At 45.3% G+C, this 16,432-nt stretch carries 12 protein-coding genes; 5 read left to right on the forward strand and 7 right to left on the reverse strand.

The window, feature by feature from the left end:
- Window positions 1–630 carry an ADP-ribose diphosphatase gene (nudF, locus tag OCV19_RS13990; protein ID WP_048662651.1) on the reverse strand — a complete coding sequence of 210 codons (630 nt, stop codon included), beginning with the start codon at window positions 628–630 and terminating at the stop codon, window positions 1–3.
- Window positions 631–857: 227 nt separating this feature from the next.
- On the opposite strand from nudF, the gene tolC reads away from it, so the two are divergent.
- Window positions 858–2,183, forward strand: coding sequence for an outer membrane channel protein TolC (gene tolC, locus OCV19_RS13995; protein WP_048658014.1), 1,326 nt, complete (start codon window positions 858–860; stop codon window positions 2,181–2,183).
- 90 nt (window positions 2,184–2,273) lie between these two features.
- Here tolC and hldE read toward each other — a convergent pair whose 3' ends face one another.
- The 3 genes from hldE to OCV19_RS14010 form a co-directional block, all read right to left on the reverse strand.
- The gene (gene hldE, locus OCV19_RS14000) at window positions 2,274–3,704 is read right to left on the reverse strand and encodes a bifunctional D-glycero-beta-D-manno-heptose-7-phosphate kinase/D-glycero-beta-D-manno-heptose 1-phosphate adenylyltransferase HldE (RefSeq protein ID WP_017061423.1); all 1,431 of its coding nucleotides are present in this window, start codon (window positions 3,702–3,704) and stop codon (window positions 2,274–2,276) included.
- Window positions 3,705–3,825: 121 nt separating this feature from the next.
- The gene (glnE, locus tag OCV19_RS14005; protein WP_065676128.1) at window positions 3,826–6,675 is read right to left on the reverse strand and encodes a bifunctional [glutamate--ammonia ligase]-adenylyl-L-tyrosine phosphorylase/[glutamate--ammonia-ligase] adenylyltransferase; all 2,850 of its coding nucleotides are present in this window, start codon (window positions 6,673–6,675) and stop codon (window positions 3,826–3,828) included.
- A gap of 224 nt (window positions 6,676–6,899) precedes the next feature.
- A complete protein-coding gene (locus OCV19_RS14010) occupies window positions 6,900–8,156 on the reverse strand; it encodes a methyl-accepting chemotaxis protein (RefSeq protein ID WP_019826853.1) in 1,257 nt (418 codons plus the stop codon).
- Window positions 8,157–8,253: 97 nt separating this feature from the next.
- Between OCV19_RS14010 and OCV19_RS14015 the strand changes: the two genes are divergently transcribed.
- Window positions 8,254–9,003 (forward strand): potassium channel family protein, encoded by a 750-nt coding sequence (locus OCV19_RS14015; RefSeq protein ID WP_050643150.1) that lies wholly within the window; start codon window positions 8,254–8,256, stop codon window positions 9,001–9,003.
- Window positions 9,004–9,054: 51 nt separating this feature from the next.
- On the opposite strand, the gene OCV19_RS14020 is transcribed toward OCV19_RS14015, so the two are convergent.
- A complete protein-coding gene (locus OCV19_RS14020) occupies window positions 9,055–10,572 on the reverse strand; it encodes a CYTH and CHAD domain-containing protein (protein WP_065676129.1) in 1,518 nt (505 codons plus the stop codon).
- Between the two features lie 207 nt (window positions 10,573–10,779).
- Between OCV19_RS14020 and OCV19_RS14025 the strand changes: the two genes are divergently transcribed.
- From OCV19_RS14025 to OCV19_RS14035, 3 genes are all read left to right on the forward strand, one after another.
- The gene (locus OCV19_RS14025) at window positions 10,780–11,460 is read left to right on the forward strand and encodes a TIGR00153 family protein (RefSeq protein ID WP_010434644.1); all 681 of its coding nucleotides are present in this window, start codon (window positions 10,780–10,782) and stop codon (window positions 11,458–11,460) included.
- Window positions 11,461–11,588: 128 nt separating this feature from the next.
- Window positions 11,589–12,851 carry an inorganic phosphate transporter gene (locus OCV19_RS14030; protein ID WP_048609672.1) on the forward strand — a complete coding sequence of 421 codons (1,263 nt, stop codon included), beginning with the start codon at window positions 11,589–11,591 and terminating at the stop codon, window positions 12,849–12,851.
- A gap of 205 nt (window positions 12,852–13,056) precedes the next feature.
- The gene (locus OCV19_RS14035; RefSeq protein WP_017062917.1) at window positions 13,057–13,668 is read left to right on the forward strand and encodes a TIGR04211 family SH3 domain-containing protein; all 612 of its coding nucleotides are present in this window, start codon (window positions 13,057–13,059) and stop codon (window positions 13,666–13,668) included.
- A 105-nt stretch (window positions 13,669–13,773) separates the two neighbouring features.
- On the opposite strand, the gene OCV19_RS14040 is transcribed toward OCV19_RS14035, so the two are convergent.
- Both OCV19_RS14040 and OCV19_RS14045 read right to left on the reverse strand, forming a co-directional pair.
- Window positions 13,774–14,757 carry a general secretion pathway protein GspB gene (locus OCV19_RS14040; protein ID WP_065676130.1) on the reverse strand — a complete coding sequence of 328 codons (984 nt, stop codon included), beginning with the start codon at window positions 14,755–14,757 and terminating at the stop codon, window positions 13,774–13,776.
- A complete protein-coding gene (locus tag OCV19_RS14045; RefSeq protein WP_206377638.1) occupies window positions 14,757–16,427 on the reverse strand; it encodes an ExeA family protein in 1,671 nt (556 codons plus the stop codon). Before OCV19_RS14045 ends, OCV19_RS14040 begins: the two co-directional genes overlap by 1 nt.
- Window positions 16,428–16,432 lie beyond the last annotated feature (5 nt).

The following is a 16,432-nucleotide window of genomic DNA, read 5'->3' on the forward strand; positions in this document are numbered from 1 at the left end:
TTAATCTATCCACTCTGACTGTAATTCTTGGTAGTTCAATTGTAGCCACTGTAGCGCAATGATCGTGGCTCCATTTTCAAACACACCGTCTTTTACCAACTGATAAGCAGTTTCACGACTCATCACTTGTACGCGAATGTCTTCACCTTCGTAGTCCAATCCGTGTACCCCTTTGGCTGTCGTTGCATCAACACAGCCAACAAAGACGTCGAGCTTTTCTGAGCAACCACCAGATGAAGGGTAATACGAAGTAATAGGCAACACAGATCCGACTTCGACTCCAGCTTCTTCCATCGCTTCACGACGAGCGACATCTTGTGGTGATTCATCGGTATCAATGATCCCAGCAACAATTTCGTATTGCCATGGGGTCTCATGCTCTAGAGCACCGACACGGATCTGTTCGACGATCACAACTTCGTCACGCACAGGATCATAAGGTAGCAAAGCAGCGGCATGTCCACGCTCAAACATCTCACGCTCTATTGGTTGGCTCCAGCCACCCTCAAACAGTCTATGTCTAAATGTGTACTTAACCATTTTGAAAAAACCACGAAACAGCGTCTCTTTTGAGACTATTTCCACATCTTGCGGAGTAAACTCATGTCGTTGATTGTCATACTGTTGCATTTGGTACCTCACTAAGTGATCTTTATAGTTTACTCATTGTCCGAGTTAACTACCAAGGATAAGGTTCAACTTTTTATATAAAATTTATCATTAAAGTTAAGTTTTAAAAAATAAATATTGCACAAGTGGACAGTTAACTGTAAAAAAGTGCAAATTTTCGAGTAAATTACCACCAAACTGGGTTAAACTCTTTTAAAGAAAATTCCATAAAAGGCAGGAATAGGAAAATGAAAAAACTGCTTCCACTATTTATCAGTGCAGCAATTGGCAGCCTGAGTTCGTCAGCTTTTGCTGATACGCTAGCTGAAGTTTACGACCAAGCAAAACAGAACGATCCACAACTTCTTCGTTCAGCAGCGCAGCGCGATGCCGCTTTTGAAGCAGTAACGTCAAGCCGTAGTGATTTGCTACCACAAATTAACCTAACAGCAAACTACGACATTAATCGTGGTGATCGAGATACATCAGGTGTTGGTAATTCAAGCATTGATAACAACACTTGGGGAGCTGCTATCGGCTTCAGCCAAGAGCTTTATCAGCGCTCTTCATGGATCACACTAGATACGGCAGAGAAAACCGCTCGTCAATCTGATTCAGCTTACGCGGCAGAACAACAAGCCTTGATTCTTCGTGTTGCGACAGCATATTTCGAAGTACTTCGCGCTCAAGATAACCTAGAATTTGTTCGTGCAGAGAAAGCAGCAGTTGCTCGTCAACTAGAGCAAACTAAACAGCGTTTTGAAGTAGGTCTTTCAGCAATCACCGATGTACATGATGCGCAAGCTCAGTACGATGGCGTTTTGGCTGATGAAGTTCTTGCAGAGAACGACCTAACGAATAGCTACGAAGGTCTACGTGAGATTACAGGTCAGGAACACTCTAACCTAAGCATCCTAGATACTGATCGTTTCTCAGCAAGCAAATCTTCTGAGTCTGCTGTTGCGCTTGTTGAACAAGCAGAACAAAAGAACCTTAGCTTATTGGCTGCACGTATCTCTCAAGACGTAGCAAAAGACAACATCTCTCTAGCAAGCTCTGGTCACCTACCAAGCTTAACACTAGATGGTAGCTACGCTCTTTCAGATCAATCAAACAGCACCCAAGATTACGACCAAGACAACCTAAACATTGGTTTGAACTTAGTTGTACCTCTATACACAGGTGGCAACACAACTTCATTGACTAAACAGGCTGAATACAACTACGTTGCAGCAAGTGAAGATCTAGAAGCGACTTACCGTAGCGTTGTAAAAGACGTACGTGCGTTCAACAACAACATCAGTGCTTCGATCGGTGCGCTACGCGCTTACGAACAATCTGTAGTTTCTGCTCAATCAGCTCTAGAAGCGACAGAAGCAGGTTTTGATGTGGGTACTCGTACTATCGTTGACGTACTAGATTCAACTCGTCGTCTATACGATGCGAACAAAAACCTTTCAGATGCTCGCTACAACTATATCCTAAGTGTACTTCAGCTTCGCCAAGCGGTTGGTACGCTAAGCGAACAAGACATCGTTGATGTAAACGCAGGTCTAAAAGTAGCAAGTAAGTAACTCTTAATTACTCAAGTTGCCGTTACAAAAATGCCGCTCATTGAGCGGCATTTTTATTCTCTGTCGAATATTGGTATTGAGCGCTAAAACTTAGCCTCGACCACCTTTAATCGCTTTAATGATTTCAGTGGTAGAGCAACCATCTTCAAAGTTAAGTACTTTCACTTCACCACCAGCGGCAATCACTTCCGCACCACCAGCGATCTCTTCAGGTTTGTAATCACCACCTTTCACAAGAATGCTTGGCAATACCTCAGAGATTAAACGTTGAGGTGTATCTTCAGAGAATGGTACAACCCAATCAACCGCACCTAAGCCAGCCAATACCGCCATACGACGATCAGTTGGGTTCACAGGGCGACCAGGGCCTTTCAAGCGTTTCACTGATTCGTCAGTATTCACTGCAACGATCAAACGATCGCCTAGCTCAGCCGCATGATTCATGTAAGAAACATGACCAGCATGCAGAATATCAAAGCAGCCATTGGTCATCACCACTTTCTCGCCTTTAGCACGAGCACGTTTCACCGCTTCAACCAATGCCGCTTCAGAGATCACGCCGTAGTCAGTGTCTTGGCTACCATGAATCGCTTCCGCTAACTCAATCGTAGATAGAGTAGATGTACCAAGCTTACCCACTACCACACCCGCAGCAGCGTTCGCTAATGCACACGCTTCATCCAGTGGCTTACCAGCAGCAACCGAAGCCGCCAACACCGAGATAACCGTATCGCCGGCACCCGTCACGTCGTACACTTCTTTCGCTTGAGTCGGCAAATGGAATGGTTCTAAACCTTTGCGAAGTAGTGTCATACCATGTTCACTACGAGTTACCAACAAAGCTTCGAAATCAAACTCTTCGATCAGTGCGAGTCCTTTTTCGATCATTTCTTCTTCAGATTTTACTTTGCCAGCAACCAACTCGAACTCAGCCATGTTTGGCGTCAATAAAGTCGCACCACGGTAGCGTTCAAAGTCTGCGCCTTTCGGGTCGATAAACACGGGAACTTTTGCTGCGCGTGCTTTTTGAATAAAACTTTGCACATGCTCCAAGGCACCTTTTGCGTAATCAGATAGGATTACCGAACGTACATTAGGAAGCGCTTGTTCCATGCGAGACAAAACAAGCTCAGGATCCGTATTCTCAAATTTATCTTCAAAATCAAGGCGAATTAACTGCTGACCACGGCTCATCACTCGCAGTTTAGTAATGGTTGGGTAATCTTCTAACTCAACGAAATCACATTTAACCTTTAGTGCGCCTAAGGTATTTTTTAACACCTCAGCAGGCTCATCTTTACCGGTCAAACCAACGATATGAGCATGGCCACCAAGAGAAGCAATATTCATTGCTACGTTGGCTGCACCACCAGGACGCTCTTCGTTATTTTCTACTTTTACAACGGGTACAGGTGCTTCTGGTGAAATACGGCCTGTTGGGCCATACCAGTAACGGTCAAGCATTACGTCACCGACAACAAGAACGCCTGATTGGCTGTAGTCAGGTAGAATTGGTTTCATTATGGATCTCCAAAAATCGAATCTGGCTAGAGTCTAGCACACTGATTACAGAGGCTAAACTATAGATAAATGAGTAAAAGCCTATCAAGATAGATACATCCGTCACCACTGTGTGACTGGGTTATACTTCCATCCACTGCTTCCATGCTTGAACAACATGTTCTCTTTCCATTTCAAACTTTTCAATCGCCACATCCGCATCAAGATTAAGTAGATTACGGTGGTGGATTTCATCCCTTAATGTGGTATACGCATTGGTCAATGCCATACCTTGCTGGTCGTCCATAATCCCTTGTGACAACAGGCTTTCGAAGATTCGTACATTGTCACACCAACGAGTAAGCTTTGGCTTCTCATTGCTGTATCGAAGCACTAAATATTGCGCCAAAAACTCAATATCAGTAATACCACCCGCATCTTGTTTGAGCATGAATCGATCAGCTTTTTTACCGCCTAAATGGCCGCGCATTTTTTCACGCATATCCACAACGGACTTTTTGAGTGTTGCCTCATCACGCGCCAAGCACAAAACCTCATGGCGCGTTTTGTTAAATGCCGAAGCCAATAACTCATCACCATAAATCATACGAGCGCGAGTCAAGGCTTGGTGCTCCCATGTCCACGCGTCATTATGCTGATACTCGTCAAAGGCATCGGTTGGACTCACTAACAGGCCAGATGCACCAGAAGGGCGTAGGCGAGTATCGACTTCGTACAAAATGCCAGAAGCGGTTCTGGTCGAGAAAATATGAATAATACGCTGCGCCAATCTTAAGTAGAATTGGCGTCCATCAATCTCTTTCTTACCGTCAGTATAGATGTGTACCGGGCAGTCGTGCATGAACACGATATCGAGATCGGAGTTATAACCAAGCTCCCAACCACCGACTTTGCCATAACCAACAACCGCAAAACCGCGACCTTCGCGATCTTTGACATGGGTCGGTTCACCAAACTTGGCCGATACTTGTAACCAAGCTTGATTGACCCCAGCTTCAACTATCGCTTCGGCTAAATAGGTCAAATGATCACTGACCTTCATGACAGGTAGAGCACCCGCAATATCCGCGGCTGCAATTCTCAAGATACAGGTCTGCTTAAACTGACGCAGGCCTTCCATCTGTTGCTCCATATCATCTTCAGGGATACGGGCAAGGTAATCACGCAGCTCGGTCTTGTAAGACTCTAAAGGCACTGGATTGTAGAGTTGCTGAGGGTCGATAAGTTCATCTAACAGAATTGGATAACGACCCAACTGCTCCGAAATCATCGGGCTTGCCGTACATAAACGAACTAACTGAGTCAACGCTGCAGGGTGTTCATCTAGCAGCTCAAGGTAAGTGGTACGCGTAACGATTTTATGCAGTAGATGCAGTACTCGCGACAAACCAAACTCGGCATCCTTAGCTGTGTACAGTGCTTGAAAGACTTTTGGCATCAGTCGATTGAGGACTTCACGCCCACGTGGGCCAAGGGTCTTCTTAGCTAGATCAGCTTTAAATTGGATGATGGTTTTTGCCGCTTCTGGTGGGCTAGCGACCGCAATATCATGCTCCAGTACATGTTCAATCACGTCTGGTTTATGGGCCATATCCCACAGCTCACTAAAATGACTCGCGATTGGGTTCGCATCTTCTTCATCGACCCCAATCAAGTCTTCAAATACCGTATGTACATTGGCCATATGAGCACGAGTTGCCGCAATCAAGCTATCCCAATCGGAAAATTGCATGGCAACCGCAAGCTGCAGTTGTTCGAATTCGCCGTCAGGTAAGGTTTGAGTTTGCTTATCAGCCATTGCTTGTAACAGGTTCTCAAGGCGACGCAAAAACAGATAAGCCTCACGTAGGTGCCCTACCTCTTCTGATTCAAGCAAGTGCAATGACTCGATAGCCGTTAGGGTTTCCAGTAACCCTCGACCGCGTAAGCTAGGCTCACGTCCACCACGAATCAATTGGAATACTTGCGCGATAAACTCAACCTCACGAATACCACCAGAGCCAAGCTTGATGTTGTTCGAGAGACCACGACGACGCACTTCACTGCTGATCATCGATTTCATTCGGCGCAGAGATTGAATCGCACTAAAATCAATATAACGGCGGAATACAAACGGACGTAGCATTTGGCGAAGCTCTTGATACTCAGGATACATCTCGCTGCCCATCACGCGCGCTTTAACCATAGCGTAGCGTTCCCAATCACGCCCTTGCTCTTGGTAATAGTCTTCAAGTGCAGCATAGCTCATCACAAGTGGACCACTCTCACCAAACGGGCGTAGGCGCATGTCGACTCGATAACAGAATCCATCGAAGGTTTGCTGATCAAGCGCCTTGATAATACGTTGCCCTAGACGGGTAAAGAACTGCGCATTGGCAATGCTGCGTCTTGCGCCTTGGGTTTCGCCATTTTCAGGGTAGGTAAAGATCAGATCGATATCAGAAGAGAAATTGAGCTCACCGCCCCCTAGCTTACCCATACCAATGATGAGCATCGGTTGTGCTTCACCTTGCTCATTACAAGGTGTACCCCACTCTTTACAACAAATATCGTACTGCCATTGATAGATCTCGAAGATCATCGCCTCAGCCAACATCGATAGATGATTTAGGCTCTGCTCTAGCTCCCACGAACCCATAAAATCACGCCAAGCAATGTAGGTCATTTCTCGATTACGGAATTGACGCAGTAAGCGCTGACCGCTCATTTCATCAATGCAACCAGAAAGTAATTCAGCCAGTCGCTTTCGGTACCCTTCAGCACGCTCTTCACTTACCAACATATCGGGTAAGTCAGTACATAAAGCCGTATCACGCTGCAGGCAATCACCAATAAAACAGCTTAAACCGAGTACACGTTTAAGATCTTCAGTCAGCGGCTCAGACCAAATATTGATGGCTTCACTTTGATGCTCTAATAATTGCTCAAAAGCGGATTGGGAGTGAGTGATGAGTTGAGAAGGCAATGGCATGTTTCTTCCTTGTATAAGCTGCGCGCCGAACAATCGGTTTATCGATTCAGTTCTTCAATAACGAGTTTTCATAACTAAAGATAAGTTATACCAAAGTTACGCCAATAAAAAACGCCCACATTAGCAATGTGGGCGTTTTATCGATTAACTTATCTGGTAGAGCTTACAACCGAGAAAAAGTGTCTGGGAATAAGTCTTTACGGATAAAGATTAGGTGCTTTGGACTAAACCTTAAACTGCTTAATCTTACCGTCGAGTTCTTGGGCGTTGCTTTCCATTAGCTGAGAGGTCTCTAGCAGCTCACCAACCACCACAACTGAAGCTTCAACAAGCTCGCGTACATTAGTCAGGTTGACACTCATCTCTTCAGCAACACTGCTCTGTTGACCTGCTGCAGTCGCGATTTGGAAGTTCATATCATTGATTTGATTGACTTGACTTACGATGCCATCAAGCTCACTTCCCGCGTTAGTCACCAGATCAACACCTTCTGCCGCTTCAACAACACTTTTCTCCATCAGCTCTACCGCAGAGTTAGCGCTGCTTTGTAGGTGGCTGATCATGTCTTGAATCTCTACCGTCGCTTGCTGAGTGCGCTGCGCAAGGTTACGAACCTCATCGGCAACAACCGCAAAACCACGACCCGCTTCGCCGGCACGTGCCGCTTCAATCGCAGCGTTCAATGCTAATAGGTTTGTTTGTTCTGAAATGCCTTGGATAGTACCAACCACGCTGCCAATTGAGTCAACGCGTTCTTCTACTTGGTTTACTGCTGCTGCAGATGCTGCGATATCTGAGGATAGCTCACTCATCTTAGACACTGACCCTTGAACGAACTTCTGACCAGTCAGAGCTTGGCCTGATGCTTGTTCAGTCAATGACGAAGCGCTTTGAGCATGCTCAGCGACAGTTTGTACCGTCGAGGTCATCTCACTCATTGCTGTTGCCAGCTGATCGATTTCGTTGAACTCTTCTTGAGCTGAATCTTTGGTTTCAGACATGCTGATGGTCATCACTTCCGTCAGAGCAAATAGCTCATCAGAAGAGGCCACCTGAGTTTTGATCATATCGTTCAGTTGAACGCGAGTTTTTTCAAGTTCGCGTGCCACATCGCCGTATTCATCTTTACAGTCCATTTGAATCGGCACTGATAAGTTCTTGTCGGCCATGGTTTTAATGGCGTCATTAAGGTATTGAGTCTGACGCAGCATAACGCGCGCCGCTGCTAATAGAAGAACCACAAACACAATGATCATTAAGGCTGTTTGCCAAGCCACTTGAACAAGGTAAGTCTCGTAATGCTGCTGTGCGACTTGCGCGTTATTGGTTACAGCAAGCAATGAATCGTAAAACGTACTTGCGTCCCATAGCTGCTTCGAAATGATCAAGATAGTGCTGAATATCATCAACATGACCATTTTTGGAACGAGACGAACGTCAGAGATTACCCTTTCCCACGGCTTGAATGACAGTTTAGTCATTGTCAGTTCTCCATTAATTCTTATATATTGATGGCTTCTATATCCGCGAGGTGGCTATGTCAGTCAAAGTTCGCGATTTATTTTGAGCCTCGTATGAATGTTGAATAATACCAAAGACGCCACCAAGCCGATGAGCTTATTGTCACTGATTCTCTCTTTCTTAGCGTTATTTGTGATCTCAGGCTTATTGTTCGTACCGATCGATAAAGAATCGAAACAAGTCCTTATCGGCCTCGATTTTATAATCTGTAGTGTTTTTCTTTTTCAGCTCACTATTGATCTATTCAGATCACAAAACAAAAAAGAATATCTAAAAGTACACTGGATCGATTTCTTAGCAAGCATCCCAATGATCGAGCCACTTCGTTTCGCTCGCATTTTTCAGATCCTGCGTGTCATTCTTGTGCTTCGCTCGGGTAAACGTGTTTTCAGAGAGCTCTTTCGTAATCGCAAAGAAACCACCCTCGCCTCAATTATATTGCTGCTGGTCATTCTCCTAACCATAGGGGCCGGAACAATATTGCTGTTAGAACACAAAGATCCCGGTGCCAACATCACCACTGGCCAAGATGCTTTATGGTGGGCATTTGTGACCATCAGTACGGTGGGATATGGCGATCATTATCCAGTCACGAGTTCCGGAAAATTAGTCGCCTCTCTGGTGATCATTTGCGGAGTGGGTGTGTTTGGTATGATTTCAGGCTTGATTACTTCTTTGATCACCTCTCCAACTCATCATGAGAATCAACGAGCGGAAAACAAAGAGAAGCACCTTGAGAAGATCATCGAGCAACAACAGAAGATCTTAGAACGACTCGAAAAGCTTGAGCAACAAACAAAAAAATAGGGCCGGAGCCCTATTTTCAAATTCATACTTATATTGATATAGATATTGAATCTAGTCTTGCCAGTATGGCTCAACCTCAACACTGATTTGGCGTGTCTGTTCCATCGCATGCAGAATGGACACTTCTTGACGAGCCAGCCAACGCTCTAGCTGAACCCTCTCATCGCCTTCCAACTTCTCAGTCAAAGGCTCTAATGTTTTAAGTGCCAGCAAGTCATCAATGCCTTGCACCATATCGGCCCAAGGTAAACGGAAACTGTTTCGCTCAGCGTCATCATACAAACTCGCGAAACCAACACCAGAATATAGGTTTCGCATCAAACGGTATTGCTGCTCAATATACGCTTGGCTAGTCATCACTCGCTCTGGTGGGAAAGCTTCCATCAAGTCTGCCCATGTGCGATCGAGTTGCTGCACGGAAAACCATTCAATACCACGACCCATTTGCTCACGCGCTTTCTCATCTAAGAAAGGCTGCCAGCCACGAGACAAGATCCAACGGCTCAGATCCAACAATAAACCGGTGTAACGAGCAGAGCTCAGCAAGGTAAGCAGATCTTCACGATCTGGCAGTTGCTCTTGCATCTCTTTAAGCTCAGCGACTAAGAACTTACGCGCATCGAGTTTACGTAGTACGTGTCCTTTATCTTCCAGCAAGTCTTCGAAGTGATCATAGCTTTTCAGCCAGTCGAGCTCTTGCTCAAGCCATTTCAACTCTTGACGTAAAATAGCACTCGCGCGTCTTGGGACAATGCCACCGTAGATAGTGAAGGTTTGACGAATAAAACTCAGCGAGTGACTGATCTCATGCAGCGCTTCAATCGATTGGCGCTCGGTGAAGATCTGCTCGTGATAGTGCCAATGAGCGAGAGCATGCTCTAAAGATTGAATGAAACACGATTCAACGGTATCACTTTTGTCAGTATCAACTAAGGTCAAAGGAGTGACTTCATCTCCTTGATAACCTTGGGCAAGGCGGTAACCCTTAGCTGCTTTGCTTAGGTTACCCAAACGCATACCACCTTGTTCGCAGAATTGGCGAGACAATGTAAATAGTGCATCCGTCTGACCGGATTTAAGTTCCAATTCAACTTCGCAAATCGGTTCTTGCAGGTCGCCTGATTCAACAAAGCCTTGATCGAATGCGACCTCGACTTGGCTACCATCAGGCATACCAATCAACCACTGCTCACGCGTGAAGTTAGTAGAGAACAGAGGAGTCAGCTCAGCTTGCAGCGTTTCGATGTCTTTACCTGCTGGCCAGATATCCTCTGGGTGCAAGGCTAGCTTAGGTTCGTTGCTGTAGTGCTCTGCATTGTATTCAGGCCTTTGGTGCAGGCCAGCAACCACACGACCAGCAGTCTTTACGGTTTGTACAAATACGTCATCAAAGCGTCGAATGCGTAAGCCTGTATCGTGCTTACGTAGCCAGTTGTCAGCGGTGTCAAAGTAGATGTTACCTAGCTCACGACAACTGTGCTGAAGTACTTTAGTTTCAGCAATTTTATTGCGTAAAGTCTCTGAAAATTCAGGAGAAACAAAAAACTTCAGTTCTATCTCGGTTTCCATAGTTATACCTTTCTGTGAAGATAGGGACAGGATATTGCCAATTTGAAAAGTCGGCAAGTCAGAAATATCGCCCTTATGATGATCTAAAACAGTTTTAATGAGAGATTGATTAGGTTAACATGCGCGACTTTGTAGCCATCGCTTAACATTTCACCATGAATATGGTGTATGTTGTTTTAAGGTTATTATTTATTAGGTTGGATGACCATGCCAGTAAATACAATTATGGGGTTATTTGCAAAGTCCCCAATTAAACCTTTGCAGCGTCACGTAGTATGCGTGAACGAATGTTGTTCTCACCTAGTTAATTTCTTTGAAGTTTCTTCAAAAGGTGACTGGGAAAAAGCATCAGAAATTCGAGCTCAAATTTCTCACCTTGAGAAAGAAGCTGACGTACTAAAACGTGAAATTCGCCTTAAACTTCCTCGTGGTTTGTTTATGCCAGTTGATCGCACCGATATGTTGGAGCTATTAACGCAACAAGACAAACTCGCAAACCTAGCGAAAGACATTGCTGGCCGTGTATATGGTCGTCAACTTGTCATTCCTGCTCCAATGCAAGAAAACTTCATCGCTTACGTTAAACGTTGTCTAGATGCAGCGAACCAAGCACAAAACGTAATCAATGAATTAGACGAATTACTTGAAACTGGCTTTAAAGGCCGTGAAGTAACACTCGTTGCCGAAATGATTCATCAATTAGATGTAATTGAAGATGACACGGATGCGATGCAGATCGAACTACGCCAACAACTAATGGCAATTGAAGGCGATCTGAATCCAGTTGATATCATGTTCTTATACAAAATTCTTGAATGGGTTGGTGGTATTGCAGATCAAGCACAGCGTGTAGGCGCTCGTCTTGAAGTAATGCTTTCTCGATCTTAAATCATACGTTAACCATATAACGAAGAGCATTTTTTGAACAAACCACTTATGCGCTGAGTATTTCTCTCGCTGAGCGGTTTTTTGCGTCTAAATTTGTTCCGCTTGTTATCAAACAACTAGGTATTACGATGGATATCCTTGCTAACTACGGCACTGTCCTGATTATTGTTGCAGCAGCTTTCGGTTTCTTGATGGCTATTGGTATTGGTGCAAATGACGTTGCGAACGCAATGGGCACCTCAGTAGGCTCTAAAGCTCTAACCGTTAAACAAGCGATCATTATCGCAATGATCTTTGAATTCGCAGGTGCTTACCTTGCGGGCGGCGAAGTAACAGACACGATCCGTAAAGGTGTTATCGAAACGTCTCTATTCGCTCATCAACCTGATGTACTTGTGTACGGCATGATGTCAGCACTTCTTGCTGCTGGTACATGGCTACTTCTCGCTTCTTACATGGGCTGGCCTGTTTCTACGACTCACTCAATCATCGGTGCAATCATCGGTTTTGCGTGTATTTCTGTAGGTACTGAAGCTGTAGACTGGAACAGTGTTCAAGGTATTGTGGGCAGTTGGATTATCACACCCGTTATTTCCGGCTTCTTCGCTTACGTGATATTTGTAAGTGCTCAACGACTGATTTTTGATACAGAGAACCCGCTATTCAACGCGAAACGCTTTGTACCGGTATACATGTTCATCACAACGATGGTGATTGCACTTGTAACCATCAAGAAAGGTCTTAAGCACGTTGGTCTTCACCTAAGCAACACTGAAGCATGGGTTTGGGCTGCTGCCGTTTCTGCGCTTGTTATGGTCGGCGGTTACCTATATATCCAGAAGAAATTCGCGAACCGCGAAGAAGACCACGGCTTTGCCGGTGTTGAAGGCATCTTCTCTGTACTCATGGTTATCACAGCTTGTGCAATGGCATTTGCACACGGTTCAAACGACGTTGCGAACGCGATTGGTCCACTGTCTGCTGTTGTATCAACCGTTGAGCACATGGGTGAAATCACAGGTAAGAGTACTATCGCATGGTGGATTCTTCCTCTAGGTGGTTTCGGTATCGTTGTTGGTCTTGCAACAATGGGTCATAAAGTAATGGCAACCGTTGGTACTGGTATTACAGAACTAACACCAAGCCGTGGCTTTGCTGCACAACTTGCAACGGCATGTACGGTTGTACTAGCTTCAGGTACTGGCCTTCCAATCTCTACTACACAAACACTCGTTGGTGCAGTATTAGGTGTTGGTTTTGCACGTGGTATCGCAGCACTAAACTTAGGCGTTGTACGTAATATCGTGGCTTCTTGGATTGTGACATTGCCAGCTGGTGCTCTACTTGCTGTTGTGTTCTTCTACGGAATTCAAGCTGCGTTTACTATGTAATCGCGACTGCGTTAGTGAATACTAGCGTCAGAACAGTGTGAGCTTCAGTAGCGATATGTAAATGCCATGTCATTATTGACTCAAACGCACAGAAAGGGAGGCTTTGCCTCCCTTCTTTGTTGCACCGCATAAAGAAACTAAATATTATTTGCTGATTGAGGCTGACTCATACGCCTACCCAATTTGAATCGTTAAGGGATTTACTGTGAAAAAACTGATTAGCTTAGTTTTGTTCGCAATGCTTGCGGCTCCAGCTGCCTTTGCACAAGACCGTTATATTGCTGACAAACTATTTACTTATATGCATTCTGGCCCAAACAACACATTCCGTATCATCGGTAGTGTTGATGCTGGTGAAAAGATTACATTCCTACAAACTAACAAGAGTACGGGTTACACCCAAATTCAAGACAACCGTGGCCGTAAAGGTTGGGTTGAAAGCAAGTTTGTAAGCACTCAAGAAAGCATGGCACTGCGTATGCCTAAGCTAGAGAAAGAGCTGACGGAAGTTAAAGGCAAGCTAGCGAATGCTCGTCAGAGTGCTGACAGCGAAAAAGCTGGCCTAGCAAGCTCTCTAGATTCTCGTAACAAGCAGATTGCTGAACTAGAACAGAACTACAGTGAAATTAGCCAACAGCTAACGAGTTCTCAAACAGAGAACCGTGAACTGCGCGCTAAGCTAGACACTCAGAAAGACGACCTGCTATTGAAGTACTTCATGTACGGTGGTGGTGTTGCGGGTATTGGTCTACTTCTAGGCCTTGTTCTGCCACACATCATGCCTCGTCGCAGAAAATCACCAAACGGTTGGGCGTAGACTTAACGCTTGTATCAGGTACAGTAAATTCAGTATCGAATATCAAAAAGGAGCACCGAGGTGCTCCTTTTTATTTGTCTGTTATCTAAATACGTATAGAACTCGCTAACCTTTCCACTCGTACAGAGCCGGGATTTCTATCTTCTGTTGATTGAACTCTATGATCACCGATTGTGGCTTAATCTCCAGTAGTTGAATGTCTTGTCCAATCCAATCTCCTTGCGCCACTTCTTGACCGTTCACTTTTACCCAACGCTTGGTCTCGCTACTCGAGTACATATGGGTTTGTAGGTCTAACTTAGGAAGGACTCCTGATAAGCTATTGGTGTGCGTTTCCAACTCAATAACCTGAGAGCCTCTTTGCCCTGCGGGTCTAGAATCCATTGGCTCAGGAGCGCTTTGTTGCTCACCCATAATGGATTCAAGCTTCAATGCCAAATCAGGAGGCAACTCACTGAGGTCTAGCCCTTGCAGCAGATCACTGTCCGATTGTAAGTCACTATTTGCTTGCTGATCAGTGCTTGATTGCCGATCAGTCGTTTCATCGCTCGCGCTTGACTGAACGGTTGGTTGAACAGGTGATGGCTCAGAGCTGGCTGTCATTTGAGTGTTGTTATCAGCATTCGCTAAGATCACAGCTGAGCCACCAGCGGTGTTTGCACGATTAGCGCCAGAATCAATCTGTGCATACATCTCTTGCCTTGGCAGCGCTTTCAACGGTTGGATCGCCGGTGCTGGACGAACGCTGAACACGGCATCCATGCTTGCTATATCAGCATCCGCAATTTCAGGCTCAACGTCTGATTCAGTTTTTAATTCTGGCAGAGCGACATTGGCAGCTTTGTTCACGGGTTCTTGTTGTTGGCTATACGATTGATAAGCCAGAACGCCACCTACCAACAAAGAAGGAACCAAGATTAAGAGTAGCCCCATCGCTAACGATGAACCTCGCTTGTTGCTCATCCCTTTTGCAGAATTAGGAACATGATGATTCTGGTAGCCTTTGAAGTTTAGTTTGCTAAGAGAGTGCTGATTAATAGAAGACGGCTTGTGAGACGACTGTTTAAGTTCGTGCATAATACGTGACATTAACTTTCGTCCCCTTCTAGTGACATCAGCTTAGGCGAATCGAGTTGAGCTAATCTCTGCAACCTTGCCAAGGTGCGCTTACCTGCAATGCCATCAACAGACATACCCTGCCACGTTTGAAATGCTTCGATTTTCATTTTTAACTCATAATCAAATACATCACTACCGGAAACAACCTCTCCTAAAACTTCAGAAAGCAGTAGATCAAGTAAAGCAACCGCTTCACCTTGATAGCCCTCTTTGAGGGTCTCTCGCAGCGGCTGTTTCCAAATAGCGACATAATCGCCTTGCCAGATTTGCTCTAAGGATTGCTTCGGCATCACCAACAACTTTTCATTCACCAGTAACTCGACAGAATCCTCAGACACACCATACAGCACAGCAAACACTGGCTTTTGGTCTATGTCGAGATTAAGTACCACAGGCACGCCTAGTTCTAACAATGTATCCAAATTGGCCTGTTGCTGCTCGCATACAAAGACACTTTGTGGCTCACTTAAACACAAGCCATCACGCAGTGAAGATTGATATCCCCACAGCGTATACAAGTCTTTGATAGCAAGAGAACGATTGGTCCCCTGCATCAAATGTTGTTGAATGTGTTGTGGCAATTCAAACTTGGCAGGTTTTGGCTCGGCAACAAACTTAGGAACATCTGCCACCAATGAACGCTGAGTGTGTGCTAACACTTCAGTCTGCGCTTCACCTGAAGTTTCGGCAGATAGCCATGAATTGATATAGCTTGGAGCGAAGTTAAAGGTCGCAATTGCAAGACCAACGCTTAACGTCGCAATCCCTGCGTATTGGAATAACTTGGGCGCAACACGAGAAGTTCGAGGTTTCTCGACGTGATACACATCGGCCTGAAAGGACATAACCTGCTGACATGCTCGGTTAACCGTTTCATTGCTCGGTAGCTGCTCTCCATCATGAAAAGCCAACTGCAGTGCTTTATCACACACCAAGTTAATGAGCCTTGGTATACCATGCGTATATTGAGCAATCAGCTTGATAGAGCGGTTCGAAAACAACATCTGCTCGCCACCCGCCGTCTCCAAACGAAACGCGATGTACTTGCCCGTTTCTTCGGTATTAAGAGGCAGTAAGTGATAACGACCAGTAATGCGCTGTGCTAGCTGACGTAGCTGCGTGGTTTGTAAGTGCTGTTGTAATTCAGGCTGGCCGACCAACAGTACTTTTAACAGCTTGCGACTGTCGGTTTCCAAGTTTGTTAGAAGGCGTAACTGCTCCAACACATCGGCAGCGAGGTGTTGGGCTTCATCGATCACCAATAGGGTTTGAATGCCTTCGGCATGGCTATCCAGTAGAAAATAATGAATAGCCTGACTGAGCTGTTTCAACGATGCCTGTTCTGGGTACTCGACCTCAAACTCATCGCAGATAGCTTCAAGTAAATCCGTATTTGAAAACGTAGGGTTAAGTATAAGGCCAGCCTGAGTATGACTATCCAATGAAGACAACATCGCCTTAGCGACCGTTGTTTTCCCTGTACCAACCTCACCAGTAAGCATCGCAAAGCCCCCACCCTCGCCTAAACCGGCTTGTAGGTTCTGCATCGCTTCTTGATGGCGCTGACTCAAAAACAAGTAGCGAGAATTTGGTACAATCGAAAATGGCATCTCAACGAAGCCAAAATATTCCTTATACATGTGCT

Source organism: Vibrio celticus, from assembly GCF_024347335.1.
Taxonomy (GTDB): Bacteria; Pseudomonadota; Gammaproteobacteria; order Enterobacterales; family Vibrionaceae; genus Vibrio; species Vibrio celticus.

Bases quoted from the DNA above. Each gene is read 5' to 3' on its own strand.
- nudF (WP_048662651.1), bottom strand. From the start codon at position 630: ATGCAACAGTATGACAATCAACGACATGAGTTTACTCCGCAAGATGTG.
- tolC (WP_048658014.1), top strand. From the start codon at position 858: ATGAAAAAACTGCTTCCACTATTTATCAGTGCAGCAATTGGCAGCCTG.
- hldE (WP_017061423.1), bottom strand. From the start codon at position 3,704: ATGAAACCAATTCTACCTGACTACAGCCAATCAGGCGTTCTTGTTGTC.
- glnE (WP_065676128.1), bottom strand. From the start codon at position 6,675: ATGCCATTGCCTTCTCAACTCATCACTCACTCCCAATCCGCTTTTGAG.
- OCV19_RS14010 (WP_019826853.1), bottom strand. From the start codon at position 8,156: ATGACTAAACTGTCATTCAAGCCGTGGGAAAGGGTAATCTCTGACGTT.
- OCV19_RS14015 (WP_050643150.1), top strand. From the start codon at position 8,254: ATGTTGAATAATACCAAAGACGCCACCAAGCCGATGAGCTTATTGTCA.
- OCV19_RS14020 (WP_065676129.1), bottom strand. From the start codon at position 10,572: ATGGAAACCGAGATAGAACTGAAGTTTTTTGTTTCTCCTGAATTTTCA.
- OCV19_RS14025 (WP_010434644.1), top strand. From the start codon at position 10,780: ATGCCAGTAAATACAATTATGGGGTTATTTGCAAAGTCCCCAATTAAA.
- OCV19_RS14030 (WP_048609672.1), top strand. From the start codon at position 11,589: ATGGATATCCTTGCTAACTACGGCACTGTCCTGATTATTGTTGCAGCA.
- OCV19_RS14040 (WP_065676130.1), bottom strand. From the start codon at position 14,757: ATGTCACGTATTATGCACGAACTTAAACAGTCGTCTCACAAGCCGTCT.
- OCV19_RS14045 (WP_206377638.1), bottom strand. From the start codon at position 16,427: ATGTATAAGGAATATTTTGGCTTCGTTGAGATGCCATTTTCGATTGTA.